General features: G+C 55.1%; 28 protein-coding genes. 7 read left to right on the top strand and 21 right to left on the bottom strand.

What is annotated here, in order from left to right:
- Position 1 precedes the first annotated feature (1 nt).
- The 5 genes from efeB to nagA all read left to right on the top strand — a co-directional run bounded on the left by efeB (position 2) and on the right by nagA (position 6,157).
- Positions 2-1,303: an iron uptake transporter deferrochelatase/peroxidase subunit gene (gene efeB / locus C7820_RS30070; protein ID WP_116234173.1), complete on the top strand. Its 1,302-nt coding sequence runs from the start codon at positions 2-4 to the stop codon at positions 1,301-1,303.
- A 48-nt stretch (positions 1,304-1,351) separates the two neighbouring features.
- The gene (locus C7820_RS30065) at positions 1,352-3,172 is read left to right on the top strand and encodes an FTR1 family iron permease (RefSeq protein ID WP_116234172.1); all 1,821 of its coding nucleotides are present in this window, start codon (positions 1,352-1,354) and stop codon (positions 3,170-3,172) included.
- Positions 3,173-3,375: 203 nt separating this feature from the next.
- The gene (locus C7820_RS30060; RefSeq protein WP_076174180.1) at positions 3,376-4,260 is read left to right on the top strand and encodes a MurR/RpiR family transcriptional regulator; all 885 of its coding nucleotides are present in this window, start codon (positions 3,376-3,378) and stop codon (positions 4,258-4,260) included.
- Positions 4,257-4,985, top strand: coding sequence for a glucosamine-6-phosphate deaminase (gene nagB, locus C7820_RS30055; protein ID WP_089548430.1), 729 nt, complete (start codon positions 4,257-4,259; stop codon positions 4,983-4,985). The genes C7820_RS30060 and nagB overlap by 4 nt, the downstream gene beginning before the upstream one ends.
- Complete coding sequence (gene nagA, locus C7820_RS30050; protein WP_116234171.1) at positions 4,982-6,157, top strand: N-acetylglucosamine-6-phosphate deacetylase; 1,176 nt, start codon at positions 4,982-4,984, stop codon at positions 6,155-6,157. The genes nagB and nagA overlap by 4 nt, the downstream gene beginning before the upstream one ends.
- Positions 6,158-6,222: 65 nt before the next feature.
- Here the strand turns inward: nagA and C7820_RS30045 are convergent, their stop codons facing one another.
- Positions 6,223-7,245 carry a YhcN/YlaJ family sporulation lipoprotein gene (locus C7820_RS30045; RefSeq protein ID WP_181909239.1) on the bottom strand — a complete coding sequence of 341 codons (1,023 nt, stop codon included), beginning with the start codon at positions 7,243-7,245 and terminating at the stop codon, positions 6,223-6,225.
- 103 nt (positions 7,246-7,348) lie between these two features.
- Positions 7,349-7,912, bottom strand: a complete 564-nt coding sequence (locus tag C7820_RS30040) for a hypothetical protein (protein WP_116234169.1) — start codon at positions 7,910-7,912, stop codon at positions 7,349-7,351.
- A 198-nt stretch (positions 7,913-8,110) separates the two neighbouring features.
- On the opposite strand from C7820_RS30040, the gene C7820_RS30035 reads away from it, so the two are divergent.
- Positions 8,111-9,028, top strand: coding sequence for an NAD-dependent epimerase/dehydratase family protein (locus C7820_RS30035; RefSeq protein WP_116234168.1), 918 nt, complete (start codon positions 8,111-8,113; stop codon positions 9,026-9,028).
- 108 nt (positions 9,029-9,136) lie between these two features.
- Here the strand turns inward: C7820_RS30035 and C7820_RS30030 are convergent, their stop codons facing one another.
- Genes C7820_RS30030 through C7820_RS30020 form a run of 3 tightly spaced genes read right to left on the bottom strand, consistent with a single transcriptional unit; the run spans position 9,137 to position 10,974 of the window.
- Positions 9,137-9,523, bottom strand: a complete 387-nt coding sequence (locus tag C7820_RS30030) for a hypothetical protein (RefSeq protein WP_116234167.1) — start codon at positions 9,521-9,523, stop codon at positions 9,137-9,139.
- Between the two features lie 26 nt (positions 9,524-9,549).
- Complete coding sequence (locus C7820_RS30025) at positions 9,550-10,611, bottom strand: glycosyltransferase family 4 protein (RefSeq protein WP_116234166.1); 1,062 nt, start codon at positions 10,609-10,611, stop codon at positions 9,550-9,552.
- Between the two features lie 27 nt (positions 10,612-10,638).
- Entirely contained in the window at positions 10,639-10,974 is a 336-nt protein-coding gene (locus C7820_RS30020; RefSeq protein ID WP_116234165.1) for a hypothetical protein, read from the bottom strand.
- 196 nt (positions 10,975-11,170) lie between these two features.
- On the opposite strand from C7820_RS30020, the gene C7820_RS30015 reads away from it, so the two are divergent.
- Positions 11,171-11,803 carry a DUF1796 family putative cysteine peptidase gene (locus tag C7820_RS30015; RefSeq protein WP_116234164.1) on the top strand — a complete coding sequence of 211 codons (633 nt, stop codon included), beginning with the start codon at positions 11,171-11,173 and terminating at the stop codon, positions 11,801-11,803.
- 152 nt (positions 11,804-11,955) lie between these two features.
- Here the strand turns inward: C7820_RS30015 and C7820_RS33620 are convergent, their stop codons facing one another.
- From C7820_RS33620 to C7820_RS29940, 16 genes are all read right to left on the bottom strand, one after another.
- Positions 11,956-12,132 carry a hypothetical protein gene (locus C7820_RS33620; RefSeq protein ID WP_181909238.1) on the bottom strand — a complete coding sequence of 59 codons (177 nt, stop codon included), beginning with the start codon at positions 12,130-12,132 and terminating at the stop codon, positions 11,956-11,958.
- A 29-nt stretch (positions 12,133-12,161) separates the two neighbouring features.
- Positions 12,162-13,379 carry a glycosyltransferase family 4 protein gene (locus tag C7820_RS30010; RefSeq protein WP_116234163.1) on the bottom strand — a complete coding sequence of 406 codons (1,218 nt, stop codon included), beginning with the start codon at positions 13,377-13,379 and terminating at the stop codon, positions 12,162-12,164.
- A gap of 257 nt (positions 13,380-13,636) precedes the next feature.
- Positions 13,637-14,350, bottom strand: a complete 714-nt coding sequence (locus C7820_RS30005; protein ID WP_116234162.1) for a glycosyltransferase — start codon at positions 14,348-14,350, stop codon at positions 13,637-13,639.
- Complete coding sequence (locus C7820_RS30000) at positions 14,347-15,276, bottom strand: NAD-dependent epimerase/dehydratase family protein (RefSeq protein ID WP_116234161.1); 930 nt, start codon at positions 15,274-15,276, stop codon at positions 14,347-14,349. The genes C7820_RS30005 and C7820_RS30000 overlap by 4 nt, the downstream gene beginning before the upstream one ends.
- Entirely contained in the window at positions 15,237-16,085 is an 849-nt protein-coding gene (locus C7820_RS29995; protein WP_116234160.1) for a dTDP-4-dehydrorhamnose reductase family protein, read from the bottom strand. The genes C7820_RS30000 and C7820_RS29995 overlap by 40 nt, the downstream gene beginning before the upstream one ends.
- Positions 16,085-17,068: a polysaccharide biosynthesis protein gene (locus C7820_RS29990; RefSeq protein WP_116234159.1), complete on the bottom strand. Its 984-nt coding sequence runs from the start codon at positions 17,066-17,068 to the stop codon at positions 16,085-16,087. The genes C7820_RS29995 and C7820_RS29990 overlap by 1 nt, the downstream gene beginning before the upstream one ends.
- The gene (wecB, locus tag C7820_RS29985; RefSeq protein ID WP_116234158.1) at positions 17,061-18,149 is read right to left on the bottom strand and encodes a non-hydrolyzing UDP-N-acetylglucosamine 2-epimerase; all 1,089 of its coding nucleotides are present in this window, start codon (positions 18,147-18,149) and stop codon (positions 17,061-17,063) included. Before wecB ends, C7820_RS29990 begins: the two co-directional genes overlap by 8 nt.
- A gap of 17 nt (positions 18,150-18,166) precedes the next feature.
- A complete protein-coding gene (locus C7820_RS29980) occupies positions 18,167-19,618 on the bottom strand; it encodes a glycosyltransferase family 4 protein (protein WP_116234157.1) in 1,452 nt (483 codons plus the stop codon).
- Between the two features lie 145 nt (positions 19,619-19,763).
- Positions 19,764-20,903, bottom strand: coding sequence for a CgeB family protein (locus C7820_RS29975; RefSeq protein ID WP_116234156.1), 1,140 nt, complete (start codon positions 20,901-20,903; stop codon positions 19,764-19,766).
- A gap of 32 nt (positions 20,904-20,935) precedes the next feature.
- Complete coding sequence (locus tag C7820_RS29970; RefSeq protein WP_397334237.1) at positions 20,936-22,021, bottom strand: CgeB family protein; 1,086 nt, start codon at positions 22,019-22,021, stop codon at positions 20,936-20,938.
- Positions 22,022-22,205: 184 nt separating this feature from the next.
- The gene (locus C7820_RS29965) at positions 22,206-22,532 is read right to left on the bottom strand and encodes a FliH/SctL family protein (RefSeq protein WP_116234155.1); all 327 of its coding nucleotides are present in this window, start codon (positions 22,530-22,532) and stop codon (positions 22,206-22,208) included.
- Positions 22,533-22,535: 3 nt separating this feature from the next.
- Positions 22,536-22,835, bottom strand: a complete 300-nt coding sequence (locus C7820_RS29960) for a hypothetical protein (protein ID WP_116234154.1) — start codon at positions 22,833-22,835, stop codon at positions 22,536-22,538.
- Positions 22,832-23,182: an alpha-helical endospore appendage domain-containing protein gene (locus C7820_RS29955; RefSeq protein ID WP_116234153.1), complete on the bottom strand. Its 351-nt coding sequence runs from the start codon at positions 23,180-23,182 to the stop codon at positions 22,832-22,834. The genes C7820_RS29960 and C7820_RS29955 overlap by 4 nt, the downstream gene beginning before the upstream one ends.
- A gap of 30 nt (positions 23,183-23,212) precedes the next feature.
- The gene (locus tag C7820_RS29950; RefSeq protein ID WP_076174121.1) at positions 23,213-23,500 is read right to left on the bottom strand and encodes a nucleoside-diphosphate sugar epimerase; all 288 of its coding nucleotides are present in this window, start codon (positions 23,498-23,500) and stop codon (positions 23,213-23,215) included.
- Between the two features lie 152 nt (positions 23,501-23,652).
- Positions 23,653-25,032 carry a glycosyltransferase family 2 protein gene (locus C7820_RS29945; protein ID WP_181909237.1) on the bottom strand — a complete coding sequence of 460 codons (1,380 nt, stop codon included), beginning with the start codon at positions 25,030-25,032 and terminating at the stop codon, positions 23,653-23,655.
- Positions 25,033-25,082: 50 nt separating this feature from the next.
- Positions 25,083-26,051 (bottom strand): GT-D fold domain-containing protein, encoded by a 969-nt coding sequence (locus C7820_RS29940; protein WP_251679037.1) that lies wholly within the window; start codon positions 26,049-26,051, stop codon positions 25,083-25,085.
- Between the last annotated feature and the right edge of the window lie 33 nt (positions 26,052-26,084).

The following is a 26,084-nucleotide window of genomic DNA, read 5'->3' as shown; positions in this document are numbered from 1 at the left end:
CATGTCAAACCGTGAGCATGAGGAAACCAAAGATAAAGATTCGTCGATTTTGAAAAAGCCGCTGTCCCGCCGCGACTTGTTGCGGCTGGCGGGCACCGGCGGCCTGGGACTGATCATCGGGGGCGCCGGTATCGGCAGCCTCTTCGCTGCGAAGGAGCGGAAGACCGCAGCGGCCGTTGCCGGCCAGCCTGACGCCGGGGACCGCATCCCGTTCTACGGGAAGCATCAGGCCGGCATTATCACCCCCTCGCAAAACTTCATATACTTCGCCGCTTTCGACGTGACCACGACCGATGCGAAGGAGCTGAAGAAGCTGTTTCAAGCCTGGACCGCCGCAGCGGCGGCCATGACCGAAGGCTCCATGCTCGGGGAAGACAGCGCCAATCACAACCTGCCGCCGGTGGATACCGGAGAGTCGGCAGGTCTTTCGCCTTCCCGGCTGACCCTGACGTTCGGCGCGGGGCCATCCCTGTTTGATTCGCGCTTCGGGCTCGCCTCCAAGCGGCCGGCGAATTTCAGCGATCTCCCGGCCTTTAACGGGGATCAGCTGGACGCCCGCTGGTGCGGCGGCGATTTGGCCGTTCAGGCCTGCGCGGACGACCTGCAGGTGGCGTTTCACGCCATCCGCAATCTGGCGCGCATTGCCCGCGGCACGGCCGTGCTCCGCTGGACCCAGGAGGGCTTCCAGCGCACCGGCAGCGCCGACCCCGCAGGCGGAACCCCGCGGAATCTGCTCGGCTTCAAGGACGGCACGGCCAATCCGGATACGACAAGCAGCGAGCAGATGAACCGGGTCGTTTGGGCCGGGGCCGAAGGCGGCGCAGCCTGGATGGCCGGCGGCAGCTATATGGCGGTGCGCCGGATCCGGATGCGGATCGAGGTGTGGGACCGATCATCCCTGAAGGATCAGGAGGAGACGTTCGGACGGTACCGGGCCAGCGGCGCACCGCTTGGCGGACAGCACGAGTTCGACAAGGTCGACCTGTCCGCCAAAGGTCCTGACGGATCGCCGGCTATTCCGGCCAATTCGCATATGGCGCTCGCCCGCGGAGACGGCTCCGTGCAGATCCTCCGCCGGTCCTATTCTTATTCGGGGGGCATGGACGCCAAGACCGGTCAGCTGGATGCCGGACTGCTCTTTATTTGCTTCCAGCGCGACCTGCAGAAGCAGTTCATCCCCCTTCAGCAGAAGCTTGCGAAGAGCGACCGGCTGAACGAATATATTCAGCATGTCGGGAGCGCGGTGTTCGCCTGTTTCCCCGGCGCCTCTTCGGGAGGCTATATCGGAGAGACGCTGCTCTAGCCCGTAGATATCAAACTCTAGCAGAATTGACATAAAGGAGACTTCACCATGCTGCGAAGCAACCTTACCCCTCGTACCGGACGATGGAACCGCCCGCTGATCGGCGCCCTGCTGACCATTGCGATGCTCCTCCTGAGCATCTTGGCCCCGCGCGCCGAAGCGGAAGGAAATTCCGCCCTGGACTCCCTTCTGCCTTCTGTAGGCAGCGCCCTGGTTGAAGCGGGCCAGCAGGAATGGTCCAAAGCGAGCGAGGATCTGAACCAATTCAAACAGCTCTGGGAGCCGGTCAAAGCCGGGGACACAGATCATGCCGGCTTGATCGCGGCCGTCGACGCTGCGCTTCAAGACGCGCAGAACAAGCTTGCAAGCGGCGGACCGGAGGCAAAAACCGCGCTGTCTGCATTGGCCAAGGCGGTCAACACATACGTCACCGCAGCCGAGAGCCCGAGCGGATCTACTGGCACCGCCATAAGCGGCGTGGAATCGGCCAAGAAGCTGCTGCCTCTGGCGAAGGACAGCTTGAAGGCCATGCAGGCGGGGGACTGGGGCGCGGCCAAACGAAGCTATCAGTCGATCGTAGATGCCTGGCCGACGGCAGAAACGCCGATCCGCAGCGATAACTTCACGGTCTACGGACAGCTTGAAACCGGGATCAGCCTCGTGCGGATCGCCCTCCAGGCTGAGCCGGTACGCGAAGAGCAGGCCGTGCAGGAAATGCAGAAGCTGACTACGCTGATGACCGGTTATACCGAAGGAAAAATCGCTGCCGCCGATGCCGGTAGTGACGGAAATTACCGGCTATCCGACGTGCTGGGCATCCTCGAAACCGCACAACAGGATGCTCAGGCCGGCCGCAGCAGCGAAGCGGCGAACCAGATGACGAAGTTCATTTCCATCTGGCCGGCGGTCGAGGGCGAGGTGCGGGTATCTGCGCCTGACCTTTATACGGATATTGAAAATAAAATGTCAGCCGTTTCCGGCTACCTGCTCTCCAGTCCACCCAAACTGGATGAAGCCGTAAAGGTCATGGACGCGATGAAGTCCTCCCTCACCCCGCTTGCAGTCGATCACAAATATACCGCGTGGGATGCCGCACTGATTCTGCTCCGTGAAGGCCTGGAGGCCATTCTCGTGCTGTCCGCCCTGCTGTCTTATCTGAAGCGAAGCGGAAATACGCGCGGTCAGAAATGGATATGGGGCGGAGCCGGGTCAGGTCTCGTCCTCAGCCTCCTGCTCGCAGTCGTGCTCACCTTCTCCATCTCCAAAGCGGCTTCAGGCAGCGCCCGCGAGCTGATCGAAGGCATCACCGGTCTGGTGGCCGTGGTGATGATGCTGACCGTCGGGCAATGGCTGCACAGCAAGTCAAACACGGCCGCCTGGAACAAATACGTGGGCAGCCAGATGGATCAGGCGCTGGCCCGAGGAAGCCTGTGGTCTCTTTTCGTGCTGGCCGGTCTAGCCGTCCTGCGTGAAGGCGCGGAAACGACCATTTTCTATGCCGGGATGGCCTCCTCCATTGACATGGGGCAGCTGATCCTTGGAATCGCCGGCGCCTTTGCCGTTCTGGCTGTGCTCGCTTATGCGATTATCGTGCTCAGTGCCCGCCTGCCTCTGCGCGGCTTTTTCCTGGCGGCGACGGTGCTGATCTACTACCTGGTTTTCCGTTTCCTCGGCGACAGCATCCATTCGCTCCAGGTCTCGGGTCGCATTCCCGCCCATTCGGAAACCGGGCTGCCGTCCGTATCCTGGCTTGGCATGTATCCGACCTGGGAAACGTTCATTCCACAGATGGTCGTGCTTGCTTTCGTGCTATGGCAGCTGATTCGCGTGGAACTGCGGAATACGCAGGGATCTAAGGCACGCGCATAAATCTCTAATATAAACCGGACTCTAAGGAGTCCGGTTTTTTGCGCTTTCGCTTTTACAGAAATTTAACATTCCCACCCCTTGTAAACGTAAGACAAATGGCCTATGATGGGGATGAAACAAAAATTATTTTCTCAAAATCAGAATCAATCATTAAAATTATTTTCATTATCAGCATCAACAGTTTTATCCAAGGAGGCTTGCGATTGGCACCTATATTACACGCCTTGGCGCAGGAACAGGAACGGCTGTCCCAGCAGGAGCGCCGGATCGCCGATTTTATCCTCTCCTCCCCTTCCGAAGTCGTTCACATGGGGATCAAGGAGCTGGCCGAGCAGTGCGGGACCAGTCCCGCCACCGTGACACGGTTTTGCAAAGCGTTCCATCTCAAGGGCTACCCGGATCTAAAAGTGAAGCTGTCCGCCGAAATCGCCCATACGGAAATGCAGGAGCGGAGCGGCATGTCTTCCTATCAGGATATCGTGGCCAACAATCCGTTATCCCAAATCGTAGAGGCCATGGAAGCGAATCACCTGGCCTCCATCCGCGACACGACGTCCCTGCTCGACATGGACCGTCTGGCCCAGGCGATCCGCCTGCTCTGCGCCGCCGATCGGATCGACTTGTACGGGGTAGCCACCTCGTCCATCGTCGCCCAGGATTTCTACCAGAAGCTGATCCGGATCGGTAAGAACTGTACCGCCTTCGCTGATTCACATATGCAGATTACTTCCGCCTCGACGCTGTCGGGCCGGGATGTGGCGGTCGCCATCTCCTATTCTGGGGAAACGCTCGAAACGATCGATGCGCTCGCCTGCGCCAAAGACAGCGGGGCAGCGACCATTTCGCTGACGTCGTACAGCAGCAATACGCTGGCTGCCATGGCCGATATTCCTTTGTTTGCCTCTTCCCTGGAAAAAGGAATGCGCCGGGGAGACATGGCTTCGCGCATCGCCCAGCTCCATCTCGTCGACATCCTGTTTATGGGGATGAACAGCGAGCAGTTCGGACAGTATGTTCCCAAGCTGGAGCAGTCCTACCATAACGTACAGAATTACCGAAAATCCAGAGGAGGTCATTTTCAAGCATGAACATTTATACGTTTAAAAACGAAGCTGATTTTAACGCCACCGGGGCCAGCCTGATCGCCAGCCTGCTTCATACCAAACCGAGAGCGGTACTCGGCCTGGCCACAGGCAGCACCCCGGTAGGAATTTATGGACGGCTTATCGAAATGTACCAGCAAGGCCTGGTCAGCTTTGCGAAAGCATCCAGCTACAATCTGGACGAGTACGTCGGCCTGCCTGAGGGCCATTCGGAGAGCTACCGTACCTTTATGAACGAGAAGCTGTTCAACCATATCGATATTCAGCTTGAAAATACGCATGTTCCAAACGGCAACGCCGCCGATCTGGAGGAAGAATGCGTCAAGTACGACGCCATGCTGGAGCAGAACGGCCCGGTGGACCTGCAAATTCTCGGCATCGGCCACAATGGGCATATCGGATTCAACGAACCCGATGACAGCCTGGACGGCGGAACGCACGTGGCTGAGCTTCAGGAAAAAACCCGCACGGCGAACGCACGCTTCTTCCCATCGCTGGACGATGTGCCCAAGCACGCGATTACCATGGGGGTCGGCAGCATTCTAAAGGCAAAGCAGATTCTGCTGCTCGTTCGCGGCGAAGACAAGGCTGAGATCGTGAAGCGCGCGCTGAAAGGACCGATTACGACGCAGTGCCCGGCATCGCTGCTGCAATGCCATCCGAACGTCGTGGTGCTGCTGGATCAAGGTGCAGGGAGGTTGTTAGGATGAGTGAAGAAAATGTACAGCTGTTGTACGGCAAGGTCGTAACGCCGGCAGGGGTATTGGAAGAAGGAGCCGTCGCCATCCAGGACGGCAAGATCGTCTATGCGGGGCTTTCCCGCGATCTGCCGCAGCGCTGGACGGACTCTGCTGCAAGCCAATACAAATCGGACGGATACATCGTTCCCGGCTTTATTGATGTCCATGTGCATGGAGGCAACGGCCAGGATTTTATGGATTCAAACAAGGAAGTGCTGGATACCATTACCGCCTTCCACTGCTCACAGGGAACCACCTCGATTCTTCCGACGACCATGACCGCGCCAAAGGCCGCGATCGACCGCGTCCTCAAGGAAGTTCACGAGTATACACAGCATGACATGCCTTACGCAACCGTGGAGGGCGTTCATTTGGAAGGGCCTTTTATCAGCCCGAAATGGCCGGGAGCGCAAAATCCGGAGCATATCGTCCTGCCAAATGTAGAATGGCTGGAAGAATGGGAAGATGCGTATCCGGGTCTCGTTCGCCAAGTGACGCTGGCGCCGGAGCGCGAAGGCGCGCTGAATGCGATCGCCTGGATGACCGAGCACGGGATCAACGCCGCGCTGGGCCATACGGATGCGACGTACGACGAGGTGGAGGCGGCCGTGGAAGCCGGTCTGCGCCAAGGCGTGCATACCTTTAACGCGATGACGCCGCTGCACCACCGCAAGCCCGGAACCGCAGGGGCGGTGCTGAGCGATCCGCGCATCCATGCGGAAATCATCGCCGACGGCATCCATGTGCACCCGGCCTGCATCTCCATCCTGGCCCGGTTGAAGCAGGATAACAATCTGCTCCTAATTACGGACGCCATGTCCGCAGCCGGACTCGGGGACGGGGAATACATGATCGGCGACCTTCCGGTTGAGGTGCATGACGGAATCGCTACCTTGAAGGGTCAGCGGGACAGTCTTGCGGGAAGTACCTTGACGATGATTAAAGGCTTCCGCTACCTTATCAACAACGTGGGCCTGTCGATCGAAGAGGCTTCCCTCGCCGCCAGCTTCAACCCGGCCAAACGGTTGAGAATTGAAGACCGCACCGGCACGATCGAAATCGGTAAGCAGGCAGACGTTCTGCTGCTGGATAACCAGCTGGATATTCAAGGCGTTTGGGTTAAAGGACGTAAGGTATTTTAAAGAACGGATTATGTATAAGGGGCTGTCCATAACAAGCTTATGGCAGCCCCTTTTTATCGGCAATTTTACCGATTGGTCGTATCAAAATGGTGAACCGGGGCATTGTAATTGGTAGTGCGGTTGCCATTCCCGGCATTCATTGGGAAGATGCGCTCCACCATCGTCGACAGGTCGGACATGAGTCCTTTGATCGGATGTCCTCCTTGTGTTTGTGCCGATAAGTTAGCCAACCCTTGGACAAAGCCCGGATTTGCAGATACATAGACGTTCTTGATTGTGTTATCCGTGCTCTTGATCGTATTGGCGATACGGTTTTTGATATCGGACGTGATCGTGTCATTGCGGTAATCGCTGTAACCCCCGGCACCCATCAGGCCGGTACGGTTACCGGTGGAACCCACGGCATTGCCGGTACCCATACCGTTGTTGGTGCCGACCCCGTTATCCGTCGTGCCTGCCGTACCGTACGTCGTCATATTATAGCCGTTGTTCCCCGTAATGCTGGCCCCTTTAGACGAATAGTTGCGGATGTTATGATGCGCTGCGGCGGGATTTGGAGCGGTTCCGCGTACGCCGTTACGCACCGTTCCCGATTTGGACCGGTTGTTGAAGCTGCTTCCATTGCCTGTTCCGGCATTGTTAAAGCTGCTTCCGTTCATCATGTTGTGGGTACCGCCGTAGCTTTTTGCTCCCATGTTTCCGCCCGTGTTGCTTGCGGTATCCCGAAGGGACACGGCAACGTAGGCCGTATCACCGGCCACGAGAACGTTGGCGGATTTAACTTCCTTCATGGCTGCCACTTTATCGGACAGCTTTTGCGACAATTGGGCGTTCGTCAAGTTATGGGTGGTCGCTGCGTTGCCGTTATTCGTGCTGTTTGTATTGTATGTGTAGCCTTTCGGACTGATCAAGCCGTTTTCCCGCAGGGAATTCACGCCGATACGGCCCGTTCTGCCGTTGCCGTCAATGACGTTTTTGGTGCGGATGTTCGTATTTGCAGGCTCCTTCGTCGTACAGCCGGCAACACCGGCCATGCTCACGAGCAGGGCTGCTGATACCGAAAGACTAATCGCTTTGGATCGTAGCATGAGTTCATCCTCCATCTCTAATAGGTGTATTAATAACACCATTTAGGATGACCACCCGCATGATCCGGTATGCTGAAAGGTTTTGGCATGGCGGGAGCCGGTGCTACTGCAGCTGCTCAAGTTCCAGATAGGCGGACCTGCGAACGGCATAAGCCGCTGGGTCTTGCTGATTTAGTATCCACAGAACATTGGGCTCATCCGGCTCGGAGGCGACTTGCATCACCTTCGTTTCCCCTGATTCCAGTGTGACGGAAATCGTTCCTACAATGACTTCATTGTGCAGATCGGACGCGTTGCGGACCTCTCCTTGCTCTTGCCGAAGTCCGCGCAGCCCGGTGAGTCTATCCTTCGCCTCCGCTGCTGTGATTTCCGAGCCGTTTAGCAGCCACCGGTCAGATGGAAAACCCTCTTCAGCAGAACCTCTTTGGAGAATCCAGGACTTGGTCCGCCCTTCCCATTCCAACGAAATGACTTCCCCGTCCTCCCAGGTAAAAAGGCCGTTATTTCCAGCAACAGACCCGCTCTCCGATGCAGCGTCCTGCTGCGGAAATTGCCCTGCCTGCTGCGTAGGATGATTGCTTTCTCCCAGCCTCCATGCCAGCAGCGCGGCGCAAACCATCAGCAAACCCGCTGCGATTCCCAGACTCCATCTGCCGCTGCGTTTCATGGCTTATCCCTCCCGGTTCATCATGCGTCCCTCATTTAATCCGAATAAATGACCTTCCTAAGTTTATGTTACCCGTTCACGGCCTCTCCCATATCAAAAGCTCCGCAAATGGACGGGTGCCTAATGCCGATGCCTTTCGATCCTCATACGATAGAGCATGCATGACACTCACACATTTTAAGGGAGGTAGATATGCGCATGAGCACAGTAGTCGTGACTGGAGGCGCCGGTTTTATCGGTTCGCATCTCGTCCGCAAACTGATCGGTCTCGGCCATAAGGTGCATGTTATTGATAATTTGTCGACCGGGAAAGCGGAGCGTGTTCCCTCCGGCGCCGTCCTCCATATTCACGATATCCGCAGTCCAGGTGCCCATGATCTGATCGGCTTGCTGAGTCCTTCCGCCGTTATCCATTTGGCTGCCCAGGCCGATGTGCAGCAGTCGATACGCGAGCCGTTTGACGATATGGACGTCAATATCGGAGGAACGCTCAATATGTTGAATGCCTGCCGCAAAGGATCGGTTGAAAAGGTCATTTTTGCATCAACCTCCGGCGTATACGGCAATTTGCAGAAGGACATCCTGACGGAAGACGATCCGGTCATGCCGATCTCTTTTTATGGCCTGTCGAAGCTGACCGCAGAAATGTACATTCGATTATATTCGCAATTATTTGGCTTACCCTATGGCATTCTCCGTTTTGCCAATGTGTATGGGCCGGGTCAAACGGCCAAGGGCGAAGGCGGGGTCGTCGCCATTTTTATGGACCGGTTGTTCACAGGACGCCCGCTGGGCATTAACGGTGACGGGAACCAGACCCGCGATTTCATTTATGTCCTAGATGTAGCCGATGCGATCATCGCCGCCATGGAGTCCAAGGAGAACGGTACCTATCATGTCAGCACGGGGACTGCAAGCACCGTCAACCAGCTGGCCGGCCACCTCCGCACCCTTCATCCGAATGAAATCACCATCGAATACCGGCCGGAGAAAGCAGGCGATATTCGCCACAGCTGTCTTTCCAACGAAAAAATCAGCCACGCGATGGGATGGGCGCCGGTTTTCAGCTTTGAGCAGGGCCTTCAAGAAACGTACCGCAGCTTTTCGTCCGGTTGATAAGGGCAGAAATCGTTCAAACCAGCAAAACCCCACAAAGTGGGGTTTTGCTGCAGTACTTATTCCGACTGTCGCTCAATAAACCGTCCGGCTCCTTCAAGACGGATCCTAAGACGGGGCGTATACCGTTGCTTCCAGCCAATAATCGCCTGACAGAATCGCCCTGCTGTCAACGGATCTGACCGTTAAATAAAATCCGGTTTCTCCCTTTTCTGCGGTCCATGTGAAGGTTTCACGGGTACGGCTTTTTGCATAACAGGTTTCAAGAGTCCAATAAATGACCTGACCGTCCGGCTGACCGAGCCGAAGGCTTATTTCCATTTCTCCCATATCCCAATGTATCGGCTTTATCCAATTGACATCGATGCTAAAAACGATTTTGTCTCCAGGTGAAACCTTCTGAAGCGTCAACCCCGTCAGCACGATTTCCTGTTCACCGATGACAAAAGGCTCATAGCTTCCGGATGCAGCTCCTGATTTGGCCTTAAATTTCATACTTCACTCCTCACTCCTCTTTTCCCTTAAATATGATTCAGCATGTCGATAAAGCTCACGCAGTAGGTATGGGGGTTGAATTCATTCTTGAGCATTTGGAGGGCGTTTTCGCGTATCTTCTCCCGGAGCTCATGGTCGTATATGAGATTCAGGCCTTCGGCGACCGCTTGCGAGACTTGGCCAAGCGTGTAATTTTTACCGGTTATATTGTGCCTGATCGTAAGGGCGACTCCATCGGAATGGGTAGCGAGCACCGGGCATTTGCAGCTCATCGCTTCCAGAACGGACAGCGGACCGCCTTCCACTTTCGAGGTATTGCACATGAATCCCCCCGAGTCCCCTACGGCTGAAAAATAGTACTGCATTTCCACATTGGGAACGTTGGAGAACAGCAGCAAACGGTTGTGAAGCTGGAGGTCGGCCACCATTTTGTCAAACTGCTCCCTTTCGGAAGGGATGGACAGGTTTGCATCCTCGAACATCCACATCACCAGGTTGGGGACATAGTAGGACATCTGGTGGCCGATATTTAAAAATTCCCGCCAGTTTTTGTTGTCCTCCATTCGCCCGAGCCAGGCAATAACGGGGTGCGTCAACTTGTTCATGGGACGATAGGTAAACGCTTCGGTGTTAAAACAGTTCGGTATATTGAACTTCGGAATATTCGGAAACAGCTCCTGAAACAGGGCTGTAATATGCGGCGTGCAGGGATTAAGCAGCGCGGAAGCATAGGCATTCACGTATGGCACAGCCTCGGTGAGCTGCCGACGGGCGACCTCTCTTGGCCCATATCCCTGAATTTCCAGTACGAATTTGCCGGTATACCCGAGCTGCCGAAATCTTGGAAAGCTTTTATGGTCCGTAGTGACGACGATGACATCATATTGACCCGCATCCAAAATCTGTTTGATCTCCGCATCCTGATTCGTAATATAGATCGGAAAGTCCGCTTGGTTCTGCATCCCTGCTCCCCATGCAAAATACAAACAGGAAGCTTCAATTCCGTATTTTCGCAATTCCTGACAGCGCAGGCGGTTGATCGTGTCCATGCCTCCGCTCGGCACATAAAACACAAATAATACCTTCATGATCGTTCCTCCCGGCCTCCCCCTCTTTCAGTTGTATCGGTCAGCATCCTCTTGTGTGTATACTGCGATCAGATTACCGCGATCCTTCATCCTGAATACGGCCGCGGTATTATCCGCCGTGTTGATATTGGTCACCAGCACAATCTCAAAAGGGGTATAGTTCGTCATGATGTCGCATACCGGGACGATCTGGCCCGGCTCGGCATGAATCAGACTTACATAAAATAAACCACCGTTCCCATATCCGTGAACGAGCATATCAAAAGGTTCGAATCCACGATTCGCAATTTCCAGGTCAACGGCTTGAATATACCTGCAGTCGATCGGCCCAAATTCGGTCGACCCCAAACGCAGTACGGACATGACCATTCCTCCAGAGTAATTATCTTTGTACCAGACTATGGCTTTTAGAGGACAAAGGTACGGGCGGATGGAAGGGGCAGCCAACTTATTTGTCGTCCGCATTACACGGACATCCAAGCAAGCTGACTCGAATTGCATCTAATAATATGTAGTCGTATTCATATTTTTGAAGAAAACATAGAAAGGAGTGTCCCGCATGAAGTTATCCGAGATTCAAGGAACTTACGATGCCATATTCAGTCTTGGCAATCTGTGTCTGGTCTCGATCCAGCTGGAAAAGCACAACCTTCGCCCATATGCCGGGCCGCTGGATTGGATGTCCTCCCACAACTTATCCAATGTAAACCGACTGCTTGCCAAACGGTTCGCCGGGTTTATGGACAGGGATCACCTGGTCGTCGATAAGAAGCTGAGCGACGCCCTTTACCTCGTCCTGGAGACGGAATATAATATTGGGTCCAACCACGATTTCTTCACGCATGCCAACACCCCCGACAATCTGGCGGCCTATCCGTCCGTCAAAGCCAAATATGACCGGCGGGTTGAACGATTCCTGAACAAGTGCGCCACCAGCCGTAAAACGCTGTTTATCCGGACCGAAGGGACCTTGGAGCAGGCGGAGGAATTGAAAAATATTTTATCGGGATTGGTTGCACATGAATTCAACATACTGCTGGTCAATCATACCGACACGGTCCAAGGAATGGTAGAAACCGAATGCCCGGTCGATCGGGTATGCTCGCTGCTCATGCCGGAAGCGGGTTACTGGAGCGGGAACGATCCGCTGTGGGCCGATCTGCTCAGCAAGATCCATCTCGACGAATCCTGAAGCAGAGAACTTGAGGAGCTGCACGCACCCAAGTTCCCAATAAGAAAACCCCTCCCCTGAACAAATGGAAGCGCCAGAGCATCCATTTTCATCAGAGGGGGGTTCTTTATATATCTGCACGGGACCAAGATACATTCAAGTACACTATGCATTCAAAATGGTTTATCCAGAAGCAGCACTGCAGTATCGGGCAGTTTATAGTCCTTGGGCAGATTGGCAAAAATTTGGTTCCAGACGGCATAGTCCACCTTCACATCGATATGCGTCGCCTGAACCGTGAAAATCCGGTTGTACAAATCGCCGATGACCTGATACGGTTCTCCGGACAAGCTTTTCCTCTCCTTTCGCCACTAACGCATCAATGATTCATGACATAAGTGTACAGGTTCATCAGCCGGTCGAGCATCAGCTCCATGGACCAATGCTCCGCGGCCCAAGCAGCGGCGTTCCTGCCGAGCTGCAGCCGAAGCTGATCGTTGCGAAGAAGCAATTCCAGATGCTGAGCCAACGTCACGGGATCCCTGACCGGAGAGACCAGTCCGGTGAATCCGTGTTCCACCATCTCAGGCAGCCCGCCCGCATTCGATACGCATGCCGGAAGTCCGGCGTGCTGCGCCTCCATCACCGAAAACGGTTGGTTATCCTGAATGCAGGAGTGCACAAAAATGTCCGACTGCAGCAGAAGGGCCGGAATATCGTGGCGAACGCCGAGAAAGTGCACCAGACCCTGCAAGCCAAGTCCGTTAACCTGCCGTTCCAGCTCTTCTCTTTTGTCCCCGTCGCCGACAATCCAGCATTCCCAGTCATTGCGCATGTATTTCAGCATGCCCAAGGCCGAAATGAGCACATCGACGCCTTTGACGAAGGACAATCGTGCCGGGAAGATGATTACCTTTTTGCCCGGCGGCCGCTGCAGAGTCGTTCCCGCCTGCGCCCTGTGCCAAAAATCCGTTGTATCGAGACCGTATTGGAAAACGGTTATCCGGTGTTCCGGAATCCCAAAGTCGTACACCAGCTCATTCTTCTGCCACTGCGTTGACGTGATGGTCACGTCTCCGGCCGTCGCACCGTAATATTCGATCGATTTACAGTACCGCCAAGCTGGTGAATTTTCCTCGATGCCCAGATGCGGATGCAGGCGGAAATGATTGTGCAGCTCCCCGGATACGGAGCCGTGCACTTGGGTAATCAAAGGCACGTGAGCCGGCTTGACCCGGCTAAGGGCCCGACTCGAAAATATATCCTGGGTATGAATGATATCGTACTCTTTCAAACCCATATACGCGGCTGACAGCTCCATCATGTAACGGTTCTCTTCATAAAAGCGGATCAACGGATGACTGTGGAGTTCCGGGGCATAATCTGCCGCCAGCTTGATGTTCAGAAAGGGGCGAAGCTTATCTTTCGAAATGGCCCGGTTCCGGTTATAGATGCAGAAACCCGCATCGTCCATGCTGGTACCCATCAAATCCACCTGATGTCCCATCGCCTCGAGACGCTGCTGAATCTGGGTCATATACTTCCAGACGCCGCCGACGTGGGGGATCGCCCAGAAGGTAGCAAGCAAAATTTTCATATATCGCTCCTTTCATGAAATCGGCCGTGGCCGGACTGATAGAGACAGAAACGTTCAGACAATATACTATATTGAAAATAACACGGCTCGGACCCGACTTTTGGCCCGCCCTTGCCAGGTAAATTCGAGGAAAAAGCACACGGAAAAACGGGTATGTGTTTGAGGTCATAAAAATAGCCCCGAAACCGTCATTTCGGGGTTGAATAAGCCGGGTGGCCCTTATCCGAAAGAGGGATGCAGCCACCCCTGCATAAGGTTTACTCCATAGCCGCCACGATCGGAGCGATCGCCGTTCTTACGCTGGCCTGGGTTCTGGCATATTCGTGCAGGATCGCCTCACGGTGACGGATGGTGCCCATTCCTTCATGGCGCCGGTAGGCGACCAGCGGCTCATTTAAATAATGCATCGGAAAACCGGCCTGGATCGCCCTCGCCCAAAATTCCAGATCATGCGTGTAAGGCAGGCTTTCGTCGAACAGTCCGATGTGGGCAAACAGCTGTTTCCTCATCATTACCGTGCATCCATTCACCGGATTGGCATTTAGAAAGCATCGATAGAAGTCGACCATCCGCTCGAAGGAAACGCCGGCCCGGTAATGAGTGACCTGGCTGTATTGATCGATATAGTTAAAGTTCGTATGGGAAATCCATGCGTTGTGCTCCTGCATGAACAGCACCTGGTTGTTGATTTTATCGGGATAAAAGATGTCGTCCGAGCTCAGCCAGGCGATATACTCCCCGGATGCGCTCCGAATGCCGTGATTCAGGGCACTGGCCGTCCCGCCGTTCGCTTTGCCCAGGTAGTGGATATAGGGCATGAAAGGTGCGAGACGATCAACATACTGCCATGAACCGTCGTCGACGACAATGATTTCGATCGGACTGTAAGATTGCGAGAGGGCACTCTGTACGGCCTGACCGACGTAAGGATCATTGTAAAAGGGCATGACGATTGTCACTAAAGGTCTCATGGCGTACCTCCTTTCAGCCCCCGGTAATATTGAAGAACGTCCTGCAGGGACGTCCGCAGCGATATGGAAGGCTTCCAGCCGGCAAGCTTCGGCTCGGCTGCCTCCTGTGCTTCGGCCTTCACCCAGTCGTTGCTGTCCCCCCACTCTACTGGCGGTTTGCCGCCGGCAATCTCGAAGAACAGGTCGGCGATCTCGCCCAGGCTGACATACCGCCCTGAGCGGATGGGATACATCCCCCCGGGGTCACCATGCTCTAGCAGATAGCCGTAAGCTTTGACCGCATCTCTTACGTCCAGAAAGTCTCTGCGTACCGAACGGGAAGAGACCCGAAAAGCCGGGGCCGCCTTCCCCTGCTCCCAGTCCGCGATATAACGGCCGAGCAGAGCGCAAAAGCCGGTGGACGGCCCAGGACCGATCAAATTGGAAGGTTCAGCCACAATGACTGACTGTTTGTAAAGAACGCTCCAGGATACGGCCGCCGCCTGCTGCAGACTTTTACTAAGTCCGTAAGGATGAGGCGGACGAAACGGAGCCGTCAGTGGAAAAACCGTCATCGAACCGGCTACCAAAATCCGGCAGGAAGGAAAAGGCCGAAGAGCATTCAGCAGGTAAAGGGTAAAAAGAACGTTGGTCTCCATGAATGTCACCGGGTCTTCCCAGGATTCGGGGACTGAATTTTTACCGCCCAAATGAAGAACGTAGTCCGGAGAAACGGTATGCACGAGTTCTTCCAACCGTTCTCTGTCCCGAAGGTCACTGTGATAGTATTTGACCCCTTCGACGTTATCGGCAGGTTTGACCTGTCGTACGATGGCAGCCACCTGCATCCCCAGCCCGGCGAAATACCGGCAGGCATGGCTGCCGGTAAACCCCGAGGCTCCGGTGATCAGGATGACGCGCTTTCGGGCGTGGCTGAGCGCATCCATAGCTCCAACTCCTTCAGCATGTCACTGTAATGAGGAACCTGATAACTCCAATCATCACGGGTGGAGACCAGCGTCCGGTCCTGAACCGGGACGTCCGATCCAACGACGTCGATGTGCTGAAGATTCCAGATTTGCTTGAACAGAAGCAGCAAATCGTGCTTGCTGATGGGCACCGGATGGGCCAGATGAATAAGCCCGGATACGGAAGAGGCCAAAAGCGAATCGATCGCTTTGGCCAGCTCCAGCGTAGTCACGCCATTCCACATAACCCTGCGGTATCCGGATACGATTCCGCTCTGGCTCATGAACCAGTGCATCAACCCGATCCCGTGGGGACGAATTTCCGGACCGATAATGGACGTGCGGATCGTCAGATGGCCCGGTGCACGGACCTCACCGAGCGCCTTGGACATGGCGTAGACGCTCGTTCCGTCCGTTTCGTCGCTTTCCCGGTACCCGCCGCGCGTTCCTTCAAATACGCAGTCGGTGCTGATGTGGATCAGCCTGGCACCGATGGTATCCGCGGACCGGCGCAGACGGTGCGGAAGAAAGCCGTTGATGTGGTAGGCATTGATTTTATCCGCATCGGCAAATTGGTTCAGAACGCCGATCGCGTTAATGATGACATCGGGTCTGACGAGTTCGACCAGCTTCTCCACCGAGCTGATATCCGCCGCATCCAGAACCAGTCCCCCCGGATCCCGGGGGTCCCTTGTCGTATAAAACACCTGATGCGCGGCCTGCTGTTTGAAATATTTTACGAGCATGTGCCCGGCCATTCCGTTAGCTCCCAGTATTAAAAGTTTCATTACAGGAACCCTCCGCGCTGAAGGATTTCACGGATCTCCTCTTTGCTCATCAGATGGTAATTCGAGCTGAAGCTGCTGAATGAAACAGGCCGGCAGTGCTTATATCTCTCCTTCAGCTCCGGCATATTCAGAGTTGGAAGAATCACCAGGTATTCCTCGTCATAGACGACCGTCGTCAGGCTCTCATAATCGCTCATCAGGATTTCGTGAATTTTCTCCCCGGGACGGATGCCTGTCTCAACGATTTTGACATCTTCCCTGCCCGATGCTTCAATGAGCACTTCCGCCAAATCAACGATGCTGCAGGCAGGCATCGTCATAACAAAGATTTCCCCGCCAATGCTTTCCTCGGATGCTTTGAACAGCAGGGTAATCGCGTCGCGCAGCGTCAGGAAGAAGCGCGTCATGGCCATATCGGTGATGGAAACCTGGCCTTTGTTCCGGATCTGGTCCTTGAACACGTGCACCACACTGCCGTTGGTTCCGAGCACGTTGCCGCCGCGGACCGTTACGAAGCGGGTATCCGTGTGCAGGAGATTGGCATAAACGATCAGCTTCTCGCCGATCGCTTTGGTCATTCCGTAAAAGTTCGAAGGATTGGCCGCCTTGTCGGTGGAAATATAAATGACCTTTTTTACCTTGTTTTCGATCGCCGCTTCAATGACATTCTGGGTGCCGATGACATTCGTCTTCAGCGCCTCATACGGCTGGTCTTCACATACGGGTACATGCTTAAGGGCCGCCAGATGAAACACGTAATCGATGTTTTGGCATGCGGCGGTCAATGCTTCCTTATCCCGGATGTCCCCGATCCGGAAATGCAGCCGGTCGTTCTCGAACTCCCGGCTCATCGCCACTTGGGAAGACTCGTTCCGGGAGTATACCACCACTTCCTTCGGACCCAGCGGCAGCAGCTGGGCAATTAACTCATACCCCCATGAACCGGTACCGCCGGTCACCAAAATACGCTGATTTTCAAACATGCACTTTCCCTCCAAGCAGAAATTTGACAACCTTATCCGATACATCTTCCGCCAAGTATCCCTGCGGACACGCCCACTTCGTGTTCAGCTCCAGCATCAGGGCCGCTGAGTCGGCAATCCGCTTCGCATCCACGCCGGATACAATATTGCTTCCGCAATCCACCGTTTCCGGCCGCTCCGTCGTTTGCCTCATCGTGACAGTCGGTACCTGCATAATGCAGCACTCCTCCTGCACGGTTCCGCTGTCCGTTAATGCACAGCAAGCAGATCGCTCCAATTGGACAAAGTCGAAAAATCCAAAGGGTTCATGAAATTCCACCAGAGGGTTCATGGAAAAGGAGTGCTCGGCAATCCGCGAAGCGGTCCGGGGATGAATGCTGCAGATGATACGGCGGCCGTGATTTTCAGCAATCAGGTTCAACCCCTGCATAATCTGCTCCAGATGCTCTGGCCGGTCCACATTCTCCGCACGGTGCGCGGTGACAAGAAAATACTCCTTCGGCGCAAGACCCAGCGTTTCCAGAATGCTGCTGCTCCGGGTCTGGGGTTCGTAATGCTTCATCACTTCATAAATGGGGTTTCCCGTAAGAACGATTCGGTTGCTCGGAAAACCTTCAGCAATCAAGTGCTTCTTGCTCTGCTCCGTATACGGCATATTAATAGAAGAAATGGCATCAATGATACGCCGGTTTTTCTCCTCCGGAACGTTCAGGTCAAAGCAGCGGTTTCCTGCCTCCATGTGCACCACGGGATACCCGAGCCTTTCGGCCAGAATCGCGCAAAGGGCGCTGTTGGTGTCCCCGAGAAGCAAAATGGTGTCGGGCTTCTCCCGCTCCAGGATATCTTCCATTTGCGAGAACATCGCCGACAGCTGCGTTCCCAGGGAAGCCGCCGAGTCCTGCAGCACATAGTCAGGCTTTCGCAATCCCAGTTGGCTAAAAAAGATCCCGCTCAGCCTTTCTGCAAAATTCTGCCCGGTATGCACCAGCACGTGGCGCTCTGCATACCGGTCCAGCTTCGGAAGAATGAGACTGAGACGGATGATTTCAGGTCTTGTACCCAAAATGGTCATAATTCTCATAACTTCCGTCTCCTATTCTATCGCTTCGCCTTCCTCCGCCGTTTGGCGGACTTCATGAGTTTCAGCTTGCGAACTGCTTTTCCAGGCTTCCGTTTCCGGGACCTTTTCGCAGCTTTCTTCACCCTTCTCTTACGGATGATCCGGATACGGAAGGATGTTCTGCCCCTGGACCGCCGCGCCTTGCGCGGGGCAGGCGCCGGTTCGTCCGGAGGCTCAATCGGAGGCTGGGCCGATACCTCGGGCTCTGCTAAGATCAGCGGCGCGCGGTTTCCGGGCATCAGCCAGTGCGGATACAATGTACGCCACTGATTCATGATTTCATCCAGCCTCCGCTGATAGGTCTCAATCCCGTACATCGCCCTTGCCGTCGCTTCATTGTGGAATCCGGTGTTCGCCAGGGCAGCCGGATCGTCGAGCAGTCCGGCAACCTTGTCGGCCAGCCCTTGCACATCTCCGGCGGGTACGGCCAGGTGCCCATTGCCTGTACTAACCATCAGCTCGCCGAGCCCCCCGGATGCAAAAGCGACCACCGGTTTCCCGCACAGCATGCCTTCCAGCGCGGTCATTCCGAAGCCCTCCGACACCATGCTGGGGACGACAAGAATGTCCATCGCGCTGTAAACCGACTGTACCGATTCGACGAAAGGGATAAACTGGAACCTTGATTTATATCCGGAAAATCTGACATCCGCCAAACAGGCTTCGTAATAGCGATGATCCGCAGCCCTGCCGACGATCACAAAACGGCATTCGGGTCGTCTGGGGCATAGAGATATCGCCATACGAATAAACTCTTTTAAGCCTTTCTCCGGATGAATGAAAGCGGAAATGTAGCCGATGCACTTATGCTCCTCTTTCAGCCGCAGCCCTTTCCGCTCGCTCTGCCTGACCATCTCGCTGAAGGAATGCAGCCGTTCGCTGTCCGTAGACGGAGGCAGCAGGCTGATCGGGCTGCTGATTCGTCCCAGGAACACCCTGGCGGCAGATTCCGAAATCGAGATGATCCAATCACTGTAAAAGTCAGCAATGTTCAGCACGTCCGTCGTGAACTCGTTCTCCTGAATGACCTCCGTCACTTTCCAGACAACGGGGATTCCGAGTGATTTGGCGGCGATGGCCGGCAGCGCATTGACGATGGTGTTCGTCAGCACCAAATCCGGTGCAGTCTCTCCGATGAGCCGGACGACGGAGGTGTAATCGGGATGGCTGCGCAGCTCCTCGGCATTCTGCGGCAGCCGGGAATCCGGGTTATACATGCCGTACAACAACGGGAAGGTCTGAATCATGACCTGTATTCCCTGTTTACGGGCATGATCGGTCAGCTTGCCTTCGCCCGGGGCCACTAAGATGCAATTGAAATAGGCTGACATGTACCGGCAGAACAGGAGCAGCAGCTTCTCGGCTCCTGTAATGCTTTTGGTATTGCTGACATGTGAGAACAGCATTAATTTAGGTTTTGTCATATCCATGCTTTAGGACCACTGTAAAATCGTACAGGGGTACGAATCACACCTCCTTTCACCCAGGTAATACAAGATATGAGAGGCGCATATACGCCGGAACCGACACATGGTGCCCGCCATCCGTCCAAAAATGCGTTCAAACGTATAGGGCCTATGCGTAAATGATCGACAGCATCTCGTTCAGGCGCTTGCTGTACGTATGGTCCCTGAACGTTCTCTCCAATGCATTCAAAGCGATCTGTCTGCGTTCTTCCTCATGCGCAAGGTAATATTCGATTTTGTCCAGCAATTCCTCCGGGGAGCTGTACGTTTCGATCTCCACGCCCGGTGTGTAATATTTCGCCAGGTCGCTCCGGCTGTCGCTGATCTGGAGTGTGGCGCAGGCGGAGATTTCAAAGGTGCGGGGATTGGGGGAAGCTGCGGGAATTTTGACGGCGTTGTTGTTCACGGTATCGTCCTCATGGGAGCGGTGCAGATTGATGACGATCTTGGAACCGTTATAAGCCTCCGCAGTTTCAGCGGGCCCCATCCATTTATTGAGCTCGATCCGGTCCTGATAGGCCGTATATTTAGGCAGACGGTCCCACCAGATCCCGTTGATCACCGTTTTATGCTGCATGAGCCGGTCAATGATCGGGTCAAAAAAGGCGATGCGGTTCCAGTAGGCCGAGCCGATAAAGCTGACATCCCGGCGAAGCGGGGATATATTCCGGGACGGACGGTAGTATTCGGTGTGGGCGGCAAACGGCAAATGATAGACATGCGTGCAGCCCAGCTGCTGGTAATAAGGAATGCAGTTTGACTCCAGCGTAAAAATGTAGTCATAATGCTTGACATTCTCCATCGTCATGTCGGTATAGTAAGGATCGTCTGTAAGCCAGACAGCGCTCCGGATTCCGAGCTGCCGGACGGTATCCATCATTTCGTTATTCACGAACATACCGTCCAGAACAAGCACCAGATCGGGAGCGGCCTGCAGTACCGCTTCGACGGTAAGCTGCCCCGGCTCGATAATGATCACTTCGGCGACCATCGACCGGAGCGTGGAAGAGATGGCTTCATCCAGCGGAGAATACGGGAACCCTTTGCCGGATGCGATATACAGCACACGGATTTGACGGAACGGCACAGGATCCGCTGGCCGGCTGGCAATCACATCCGCACGTCCCCGCAAATAACCTTCATGATATCCGCTCCGGTAGCCGTCCTCACGTCCCCTGGCTCTCGCCTGGGCCGAATCGTAGCTCAGAGTCAGATCGGGAACCCTTGCGGGCCATTTAACCTTCGACATATCGACACTCCCTCGTTTGATATTGTCCGGTGTCAGAACTGTTCCAGGAACGTTCTCATCCGGGAAATAAACGTATGCTCCTGCCGGGTCGTGTACAGCCCGCGGGCCGCCATGATTCTCCGCTCTTCTTCATGCTCCAGATAATAGTTGATCTTGTTTTTAAGCTCCTCAGGGGATGTAAAGGTTTCGATGTCATAGCCCGGTCTGTAATAATTGGTGAGATCTTCACGGATGTCTGTAATCTGCATTGCACCGCAAGCGTTGATTTCATAGGTCCTCGGGTTGATCGATTTCCCGCTGATCCGGTGACTGTTGCGGTTGTCCTGCCCCCATTCATCGGGACGATGGATATTAATGACCACTTTCGATCCGTTGTAATAACGGACCGTCTCCTCCGGCGGAATAAATCCAAGCCTTACCGAGCGCCCGAGCAGGTCTTGCTGGGACAAGCGCTCCCAAAATCCCCCGGCAATCAGCACGTTTTTATCCCTCAGAAACGGCGCCAGTTCATCGAAGATGGCGACACGGTTCCAAAAGGCATTGCCTATAAAGCAAATGTCGTACAGATGCTCCGGTCCGCAGCGCAAGGGCTTGAACATGTCAACGTTCACGGCCAGTGGTAAATAGTGGACTCTTCTGACCCCGAGAGCACTGTAAAAAGGCACGCATCCCAGTTCGTGGGTAAACACGACGTCGTACGCGGTGCACGCGGCTGCGGTATCCTCACTAAAATAGGGATCATCGACAAACCAGACGGCCGTCTTGATCCCCATCGCGCGAACCCGCCGGATATCCTCCAAATGATTCTCGGGAAATACATGCAGTCCGTTCAATACGAGGATGAGATCGGGACGTTCCTTTTGAGCAAGCTCCAGCATCTTCGGAGCCTCTACGACGATACATTCTCTGACCAGGCTGCTCAGAGCGGCGGATATCCCCTGATCAATGGCATGAAAGCCCTGCGGAATATAAAACACTTTCATGTCCCGGTAATAAGGCTCGGTAGCAGGTATCCGTTCCATGACAGCCTGACAGACACCAAGGCGCAAGCCGTCCTCGTAGCCCTGAAGGTAACTGGCGCTTGCCGCCGTTTCAGCCACATTTTCCACAGTCTTCACCCTGTCTGTCATGAATTGTGAAAGAACAATATAAATATATGCGGAAGAGGCAATTGCATCATGGACGACAGCCTTCGTACGGCTAAATTGGCGGATGCCCTGCCAAAAAACGGCAAAAAGCCTTTCGCCCCATGGCTGTATCCATGGAGCGAAAGGCCTGACTGTGTCCCATTCCCTCACGTTATTACTTGGATTGATAGGCTAACAAATGACCATCTTCATAGCCTTTGGCAAAACCCGCGTTGAACCCTTCATTATAAGCTTCATCAAATCCTTGGCTGTACGCCGAGTCCGGACTGGTATGAGGCTCTACGCCTTGAGCCACAGGAACCGGCAGCACCGGTTTCGCGACCCGTTTCCGTTTTCTGCGGATGCTTTTGATCCGGTGTCTTCTTTTCTTCAGAAGTAGGCTGTTCCGCCGTTTTTTGGTCTTGGTGGCCCGTGCTTTACGGGCAAGCAGCAGGCGCTTCCCGGATTTTGACCTCCGAGGACGTTTTTTCTTCGTTATCATCCGTTAATCCTCCTGTAATTCTCGGGTGGCTGCGGAATGGGCGGATAGAGATGCGTTTAACCAGGGCGGCGCGGCATTCCCGCTACGGGGCTGGCACAGGCTGATGCCCGTGAGCATCCGGCACAATGCATCCTGATGCTGCGTCAGAAGCCGGATATTTTCAAGAAGTGCCCGGGCAGAGAGGTCCGACTCGGAAGAAATGTCGGCGATGCTCCCGAGAATCCGGGCCAGCGCCTTTTGGCTGAGCGCGATGGATCGAATGAGCTCCAGCTTCGTTTCCTGCTCACGAAGGAGCAAACTCATTTGCCCATGTCTCCGAGACCGTAATCACCGCCGCCGAACATGCCTTCCCCGCCACCGCCACCGCCGTACTCTTCTTCTTCCTGTACAAGCAATGCTTTCAAGTTGCTGCACAATCCATTCTCCATCTTCGTAAGCCCCTCCAGCAGTTCCACGATCTGACCGTGAATCTGCAGAGGCTCGCTCAGTTGATTTTCATGGCTTGCAAACGCGTCCGAGTTCAAATGATTCAGCGTCCAGTTCCGCATTTTCTCCGCTTCGACTGCTTTGGCTTCCAGAATCATGGCGATGTTCCACTGGATTTTGGAGGCGGCGTCCAGCATATGCAAAAAGGCCTGTTCTCTGCTCATACCCAGCACTCCCTTACGTTTCTCCCGAAGTTATTCCTCTTCATTGCTGCCCATCTCTTTCACCACGTGATTCAACGTTTCCGCCAGTGCTTCCTGCAGGTCAGCAATGCTGCTAAGGTAAGAAATGATGCTCTTGTTGATCTGGCTGGAATTTTCAATCAACCCGCTCACACCGTCAAACTCCGGATGTTCATCGGGCAAATCATGAATAATCTGGGCCATCCGGACCGCCACTTGACGCTCGGCATCCAGAACCCTGGCCATCTGTTGCTTGGAATGTGACATATGGGTGAGCATTTCATCAATTTTGCTCTGCATTCCGGTCCCTCCCTGGTGTTAGGTCACGCCGTCTGCGAATAGGCGGTCCGCCTGATCCGCATCTGCCTGCTATATCCTATGCCGCCGCCCTGAAGACAGTTACGCGAATGGAGGCGTGATCCGTTTTTTTTCTTATCATTTTTTTGTAATGATCAGAGCACAGGGTTGTCAAGATGCGGAGGTGCGATGATCAGATCCCCTTCCGGCACGGAACTCACCTGATCCATTGGCCATGCCGATTGTATTCTGTGGTCCATATGCCAGCGGTTCAGGGCATGCCTGGACGCAAAGGGCCTTAGCGTTCCGCGGGACCACTGGTACACGCGTCCGCCGGAGCCTGCCACCAGCAGACCGTCAGCCGCTTCGCCTGGTCCCGCGGACTGGGACTGGGATGCGGTATCCATCATCGTCCGGATCTGGTCGCTGGACAGCGGCTGCACGCCGTCCGGGATTTGCCGGATATCCATCATGGACAGCAGTGTGGCTTCAGCCGCATCCTGGTCCGTCCCGCCGCTGACAGGATATTTCTGTCCGTTCAGCAAAAAATACAGTCGTCCTGCCTGGTCCCGGACAAGTACGTGTGACGGGTACAGATCATGCCCGCTTCGAAGTCCGGGGAACCTCGCAAGCGCGCCTTCCTTCATGCTCGTCACCCAGGCGTAAGGGTTATCCCACTTATTGATGTAGTATGTCTCATTACGCTGGTGAACCGGTTCAAACTGCTGCCCCAGCTGCTTCATGCTCACGCTTCCGAAATGGTGAATAAAAGAGTCCCCCGCAATGATCAGCTTCCGTCCGGTAAGCCGAAGCCGGATGATCCAGTCATCGTCCTCATAGTTGCCGATCCGGTACCCTTCATCCAAATATCCGATGCGGTGCAGAACATCCCGGCGGAGCAGCAGGCAGAAGCCGACCAGGCGGTCGGTTTCACGCCATAACCCTTCGTTCGGGACGTTATAACGGGCGGCGAACGCCCACATCTCCTCGACGTTTTCATAGGGAACCGGAATCTGCTGCTCTCCGCCGATATAGTTCGTCACGGGCCCCACGGCGCCGATTCGGGGGTCGCTGTCCAGGCAGCGGAGCATATGGCTCAGCCAGCCCGGGGTGACGAGCGTATCATTATTCAGAATGACGACGGTTTCCCCCTTTGCCATCATCATGCCGTAATTGACGCCGCCGGCAAATCCGCGGTTCACTTCCAGTCGGGCATACCGGATGGGCCAATTCTGCCGCTGCAGGCGGGCGGCCGTATCATCCGTTGATGCATTGTCGACGACGATAATTTCATGCGGCTCCGGTGTATGAGCTTCGATGCTTGCAATGCATTGGATCAGAAATTCGGCTTGATTAAAGGTCGGAATGATGATGCTGGTGCCCTGGAACGGAATATGAAACGTGTCTTTTCCCCTTTGCAGTCCTTCCATATACCCGCGCTCGTAACCTTTGTTGTACCGGCTGCTACGAGGCGCCGCCAAGCTGGACAGCCAAGCCCGCTGTCGTTCTTCATCGATCCTGATCCGCCTCTTCATCTTGATCCCTCCCCGTTTGCACGAATGGTGTTCTTGTCGGTGGTGCATTCCTATTTTCCCGCGTATGGCGTCTCGCCGGATGCCAGCTTGTCGGCCAGATGCCCGAAGTCCAGCGCGACCTTGCCCAGCTGGCTGGCGATGCGCTCGCAGATCACGACAGCGGGAATGCCGCTTGCCACCACAGCCAGGTCAAACTCGCATCCGGCCGCCTCAGCCATGACTCTCGGGATGTCGCGAAACCCGCGTACCGGGCTGATCACGGCGGCAATATTCAGAGCAGCCGAAGCCCTGAGTACGTCTGCAAGCTCGGGAGCGCGGTCTCCGATCAGGAGCAGCCGTCTTCCATGGAGCAGCTGCTGCAGCAGGCCATGCTCATGCAGCGCATAATTGATCGTGGACGTCGTTAATGTCAGGCTGCGGTAAGATATCCCGTAATGCCGGAGCACGGGAAACAGCAGGCCCTGAAACGTCGGCAGGCGGGAATGCGGAATGCCGATGATTCCTGCTGTGCGGAGCGATTCGGCCAGCATGTCGCGGGCCTGCGGATCAGGCAGCGTCATTCCGGCGTTCGAGAGAAAGCGGCCCTTTTGCCGCACTTCCTCCACAGGGAGCACGGTATCATGAGCCAAGGCCAGCAGCTCACCGTCTCCCAGACGGACGACCGATAACGGCTGGCCGGTGGCCAAGGCATGCTCCATTCGTCCATAGACTTCCTCGGGGCGCAGCAAAGGCAGCCAATGCTCCTTGTATACCTGCAGCCCGGCAGCGATAACCTCCCCGGCGCCGATCTCGGGCAGCACTGTATAGGGCGGAAGATGGGAGGCGACCGTCTCCTCCACTCCCTCTGTGTATCCGGCACGGTAGGCTTCCTCACGCATGGCTTGTATATCGATTTCGGGCACCGGACGGGCTGCTTCCTTCAAGTCCTCCGGAGGGAGTTGAAGCGTATCGGGCGCAGGGACGAATAACGGCGGTTTCGGACGCACCTTGCCGTAACGGTGCTTGGTATTCCTGACCATTCTGCCGGGCGGAGCCTGGTGCCTGCGGGACGA

Source organism: Paenibacillus sp. VMFN-D1, from assembly GCF_003386155.1.
Taxonomy (GTDB): Bacteria; Bacillota; Bacilli; order Paenibacillales; family Paenibacillaceae; genus Paenibacillus_AQ; species Paenibacillus_AQ favisporus.
Note: the sequence above shows the minus strand (reverse complement) of the source record. Positions and strands in the feature narration are given on the sequence as shown.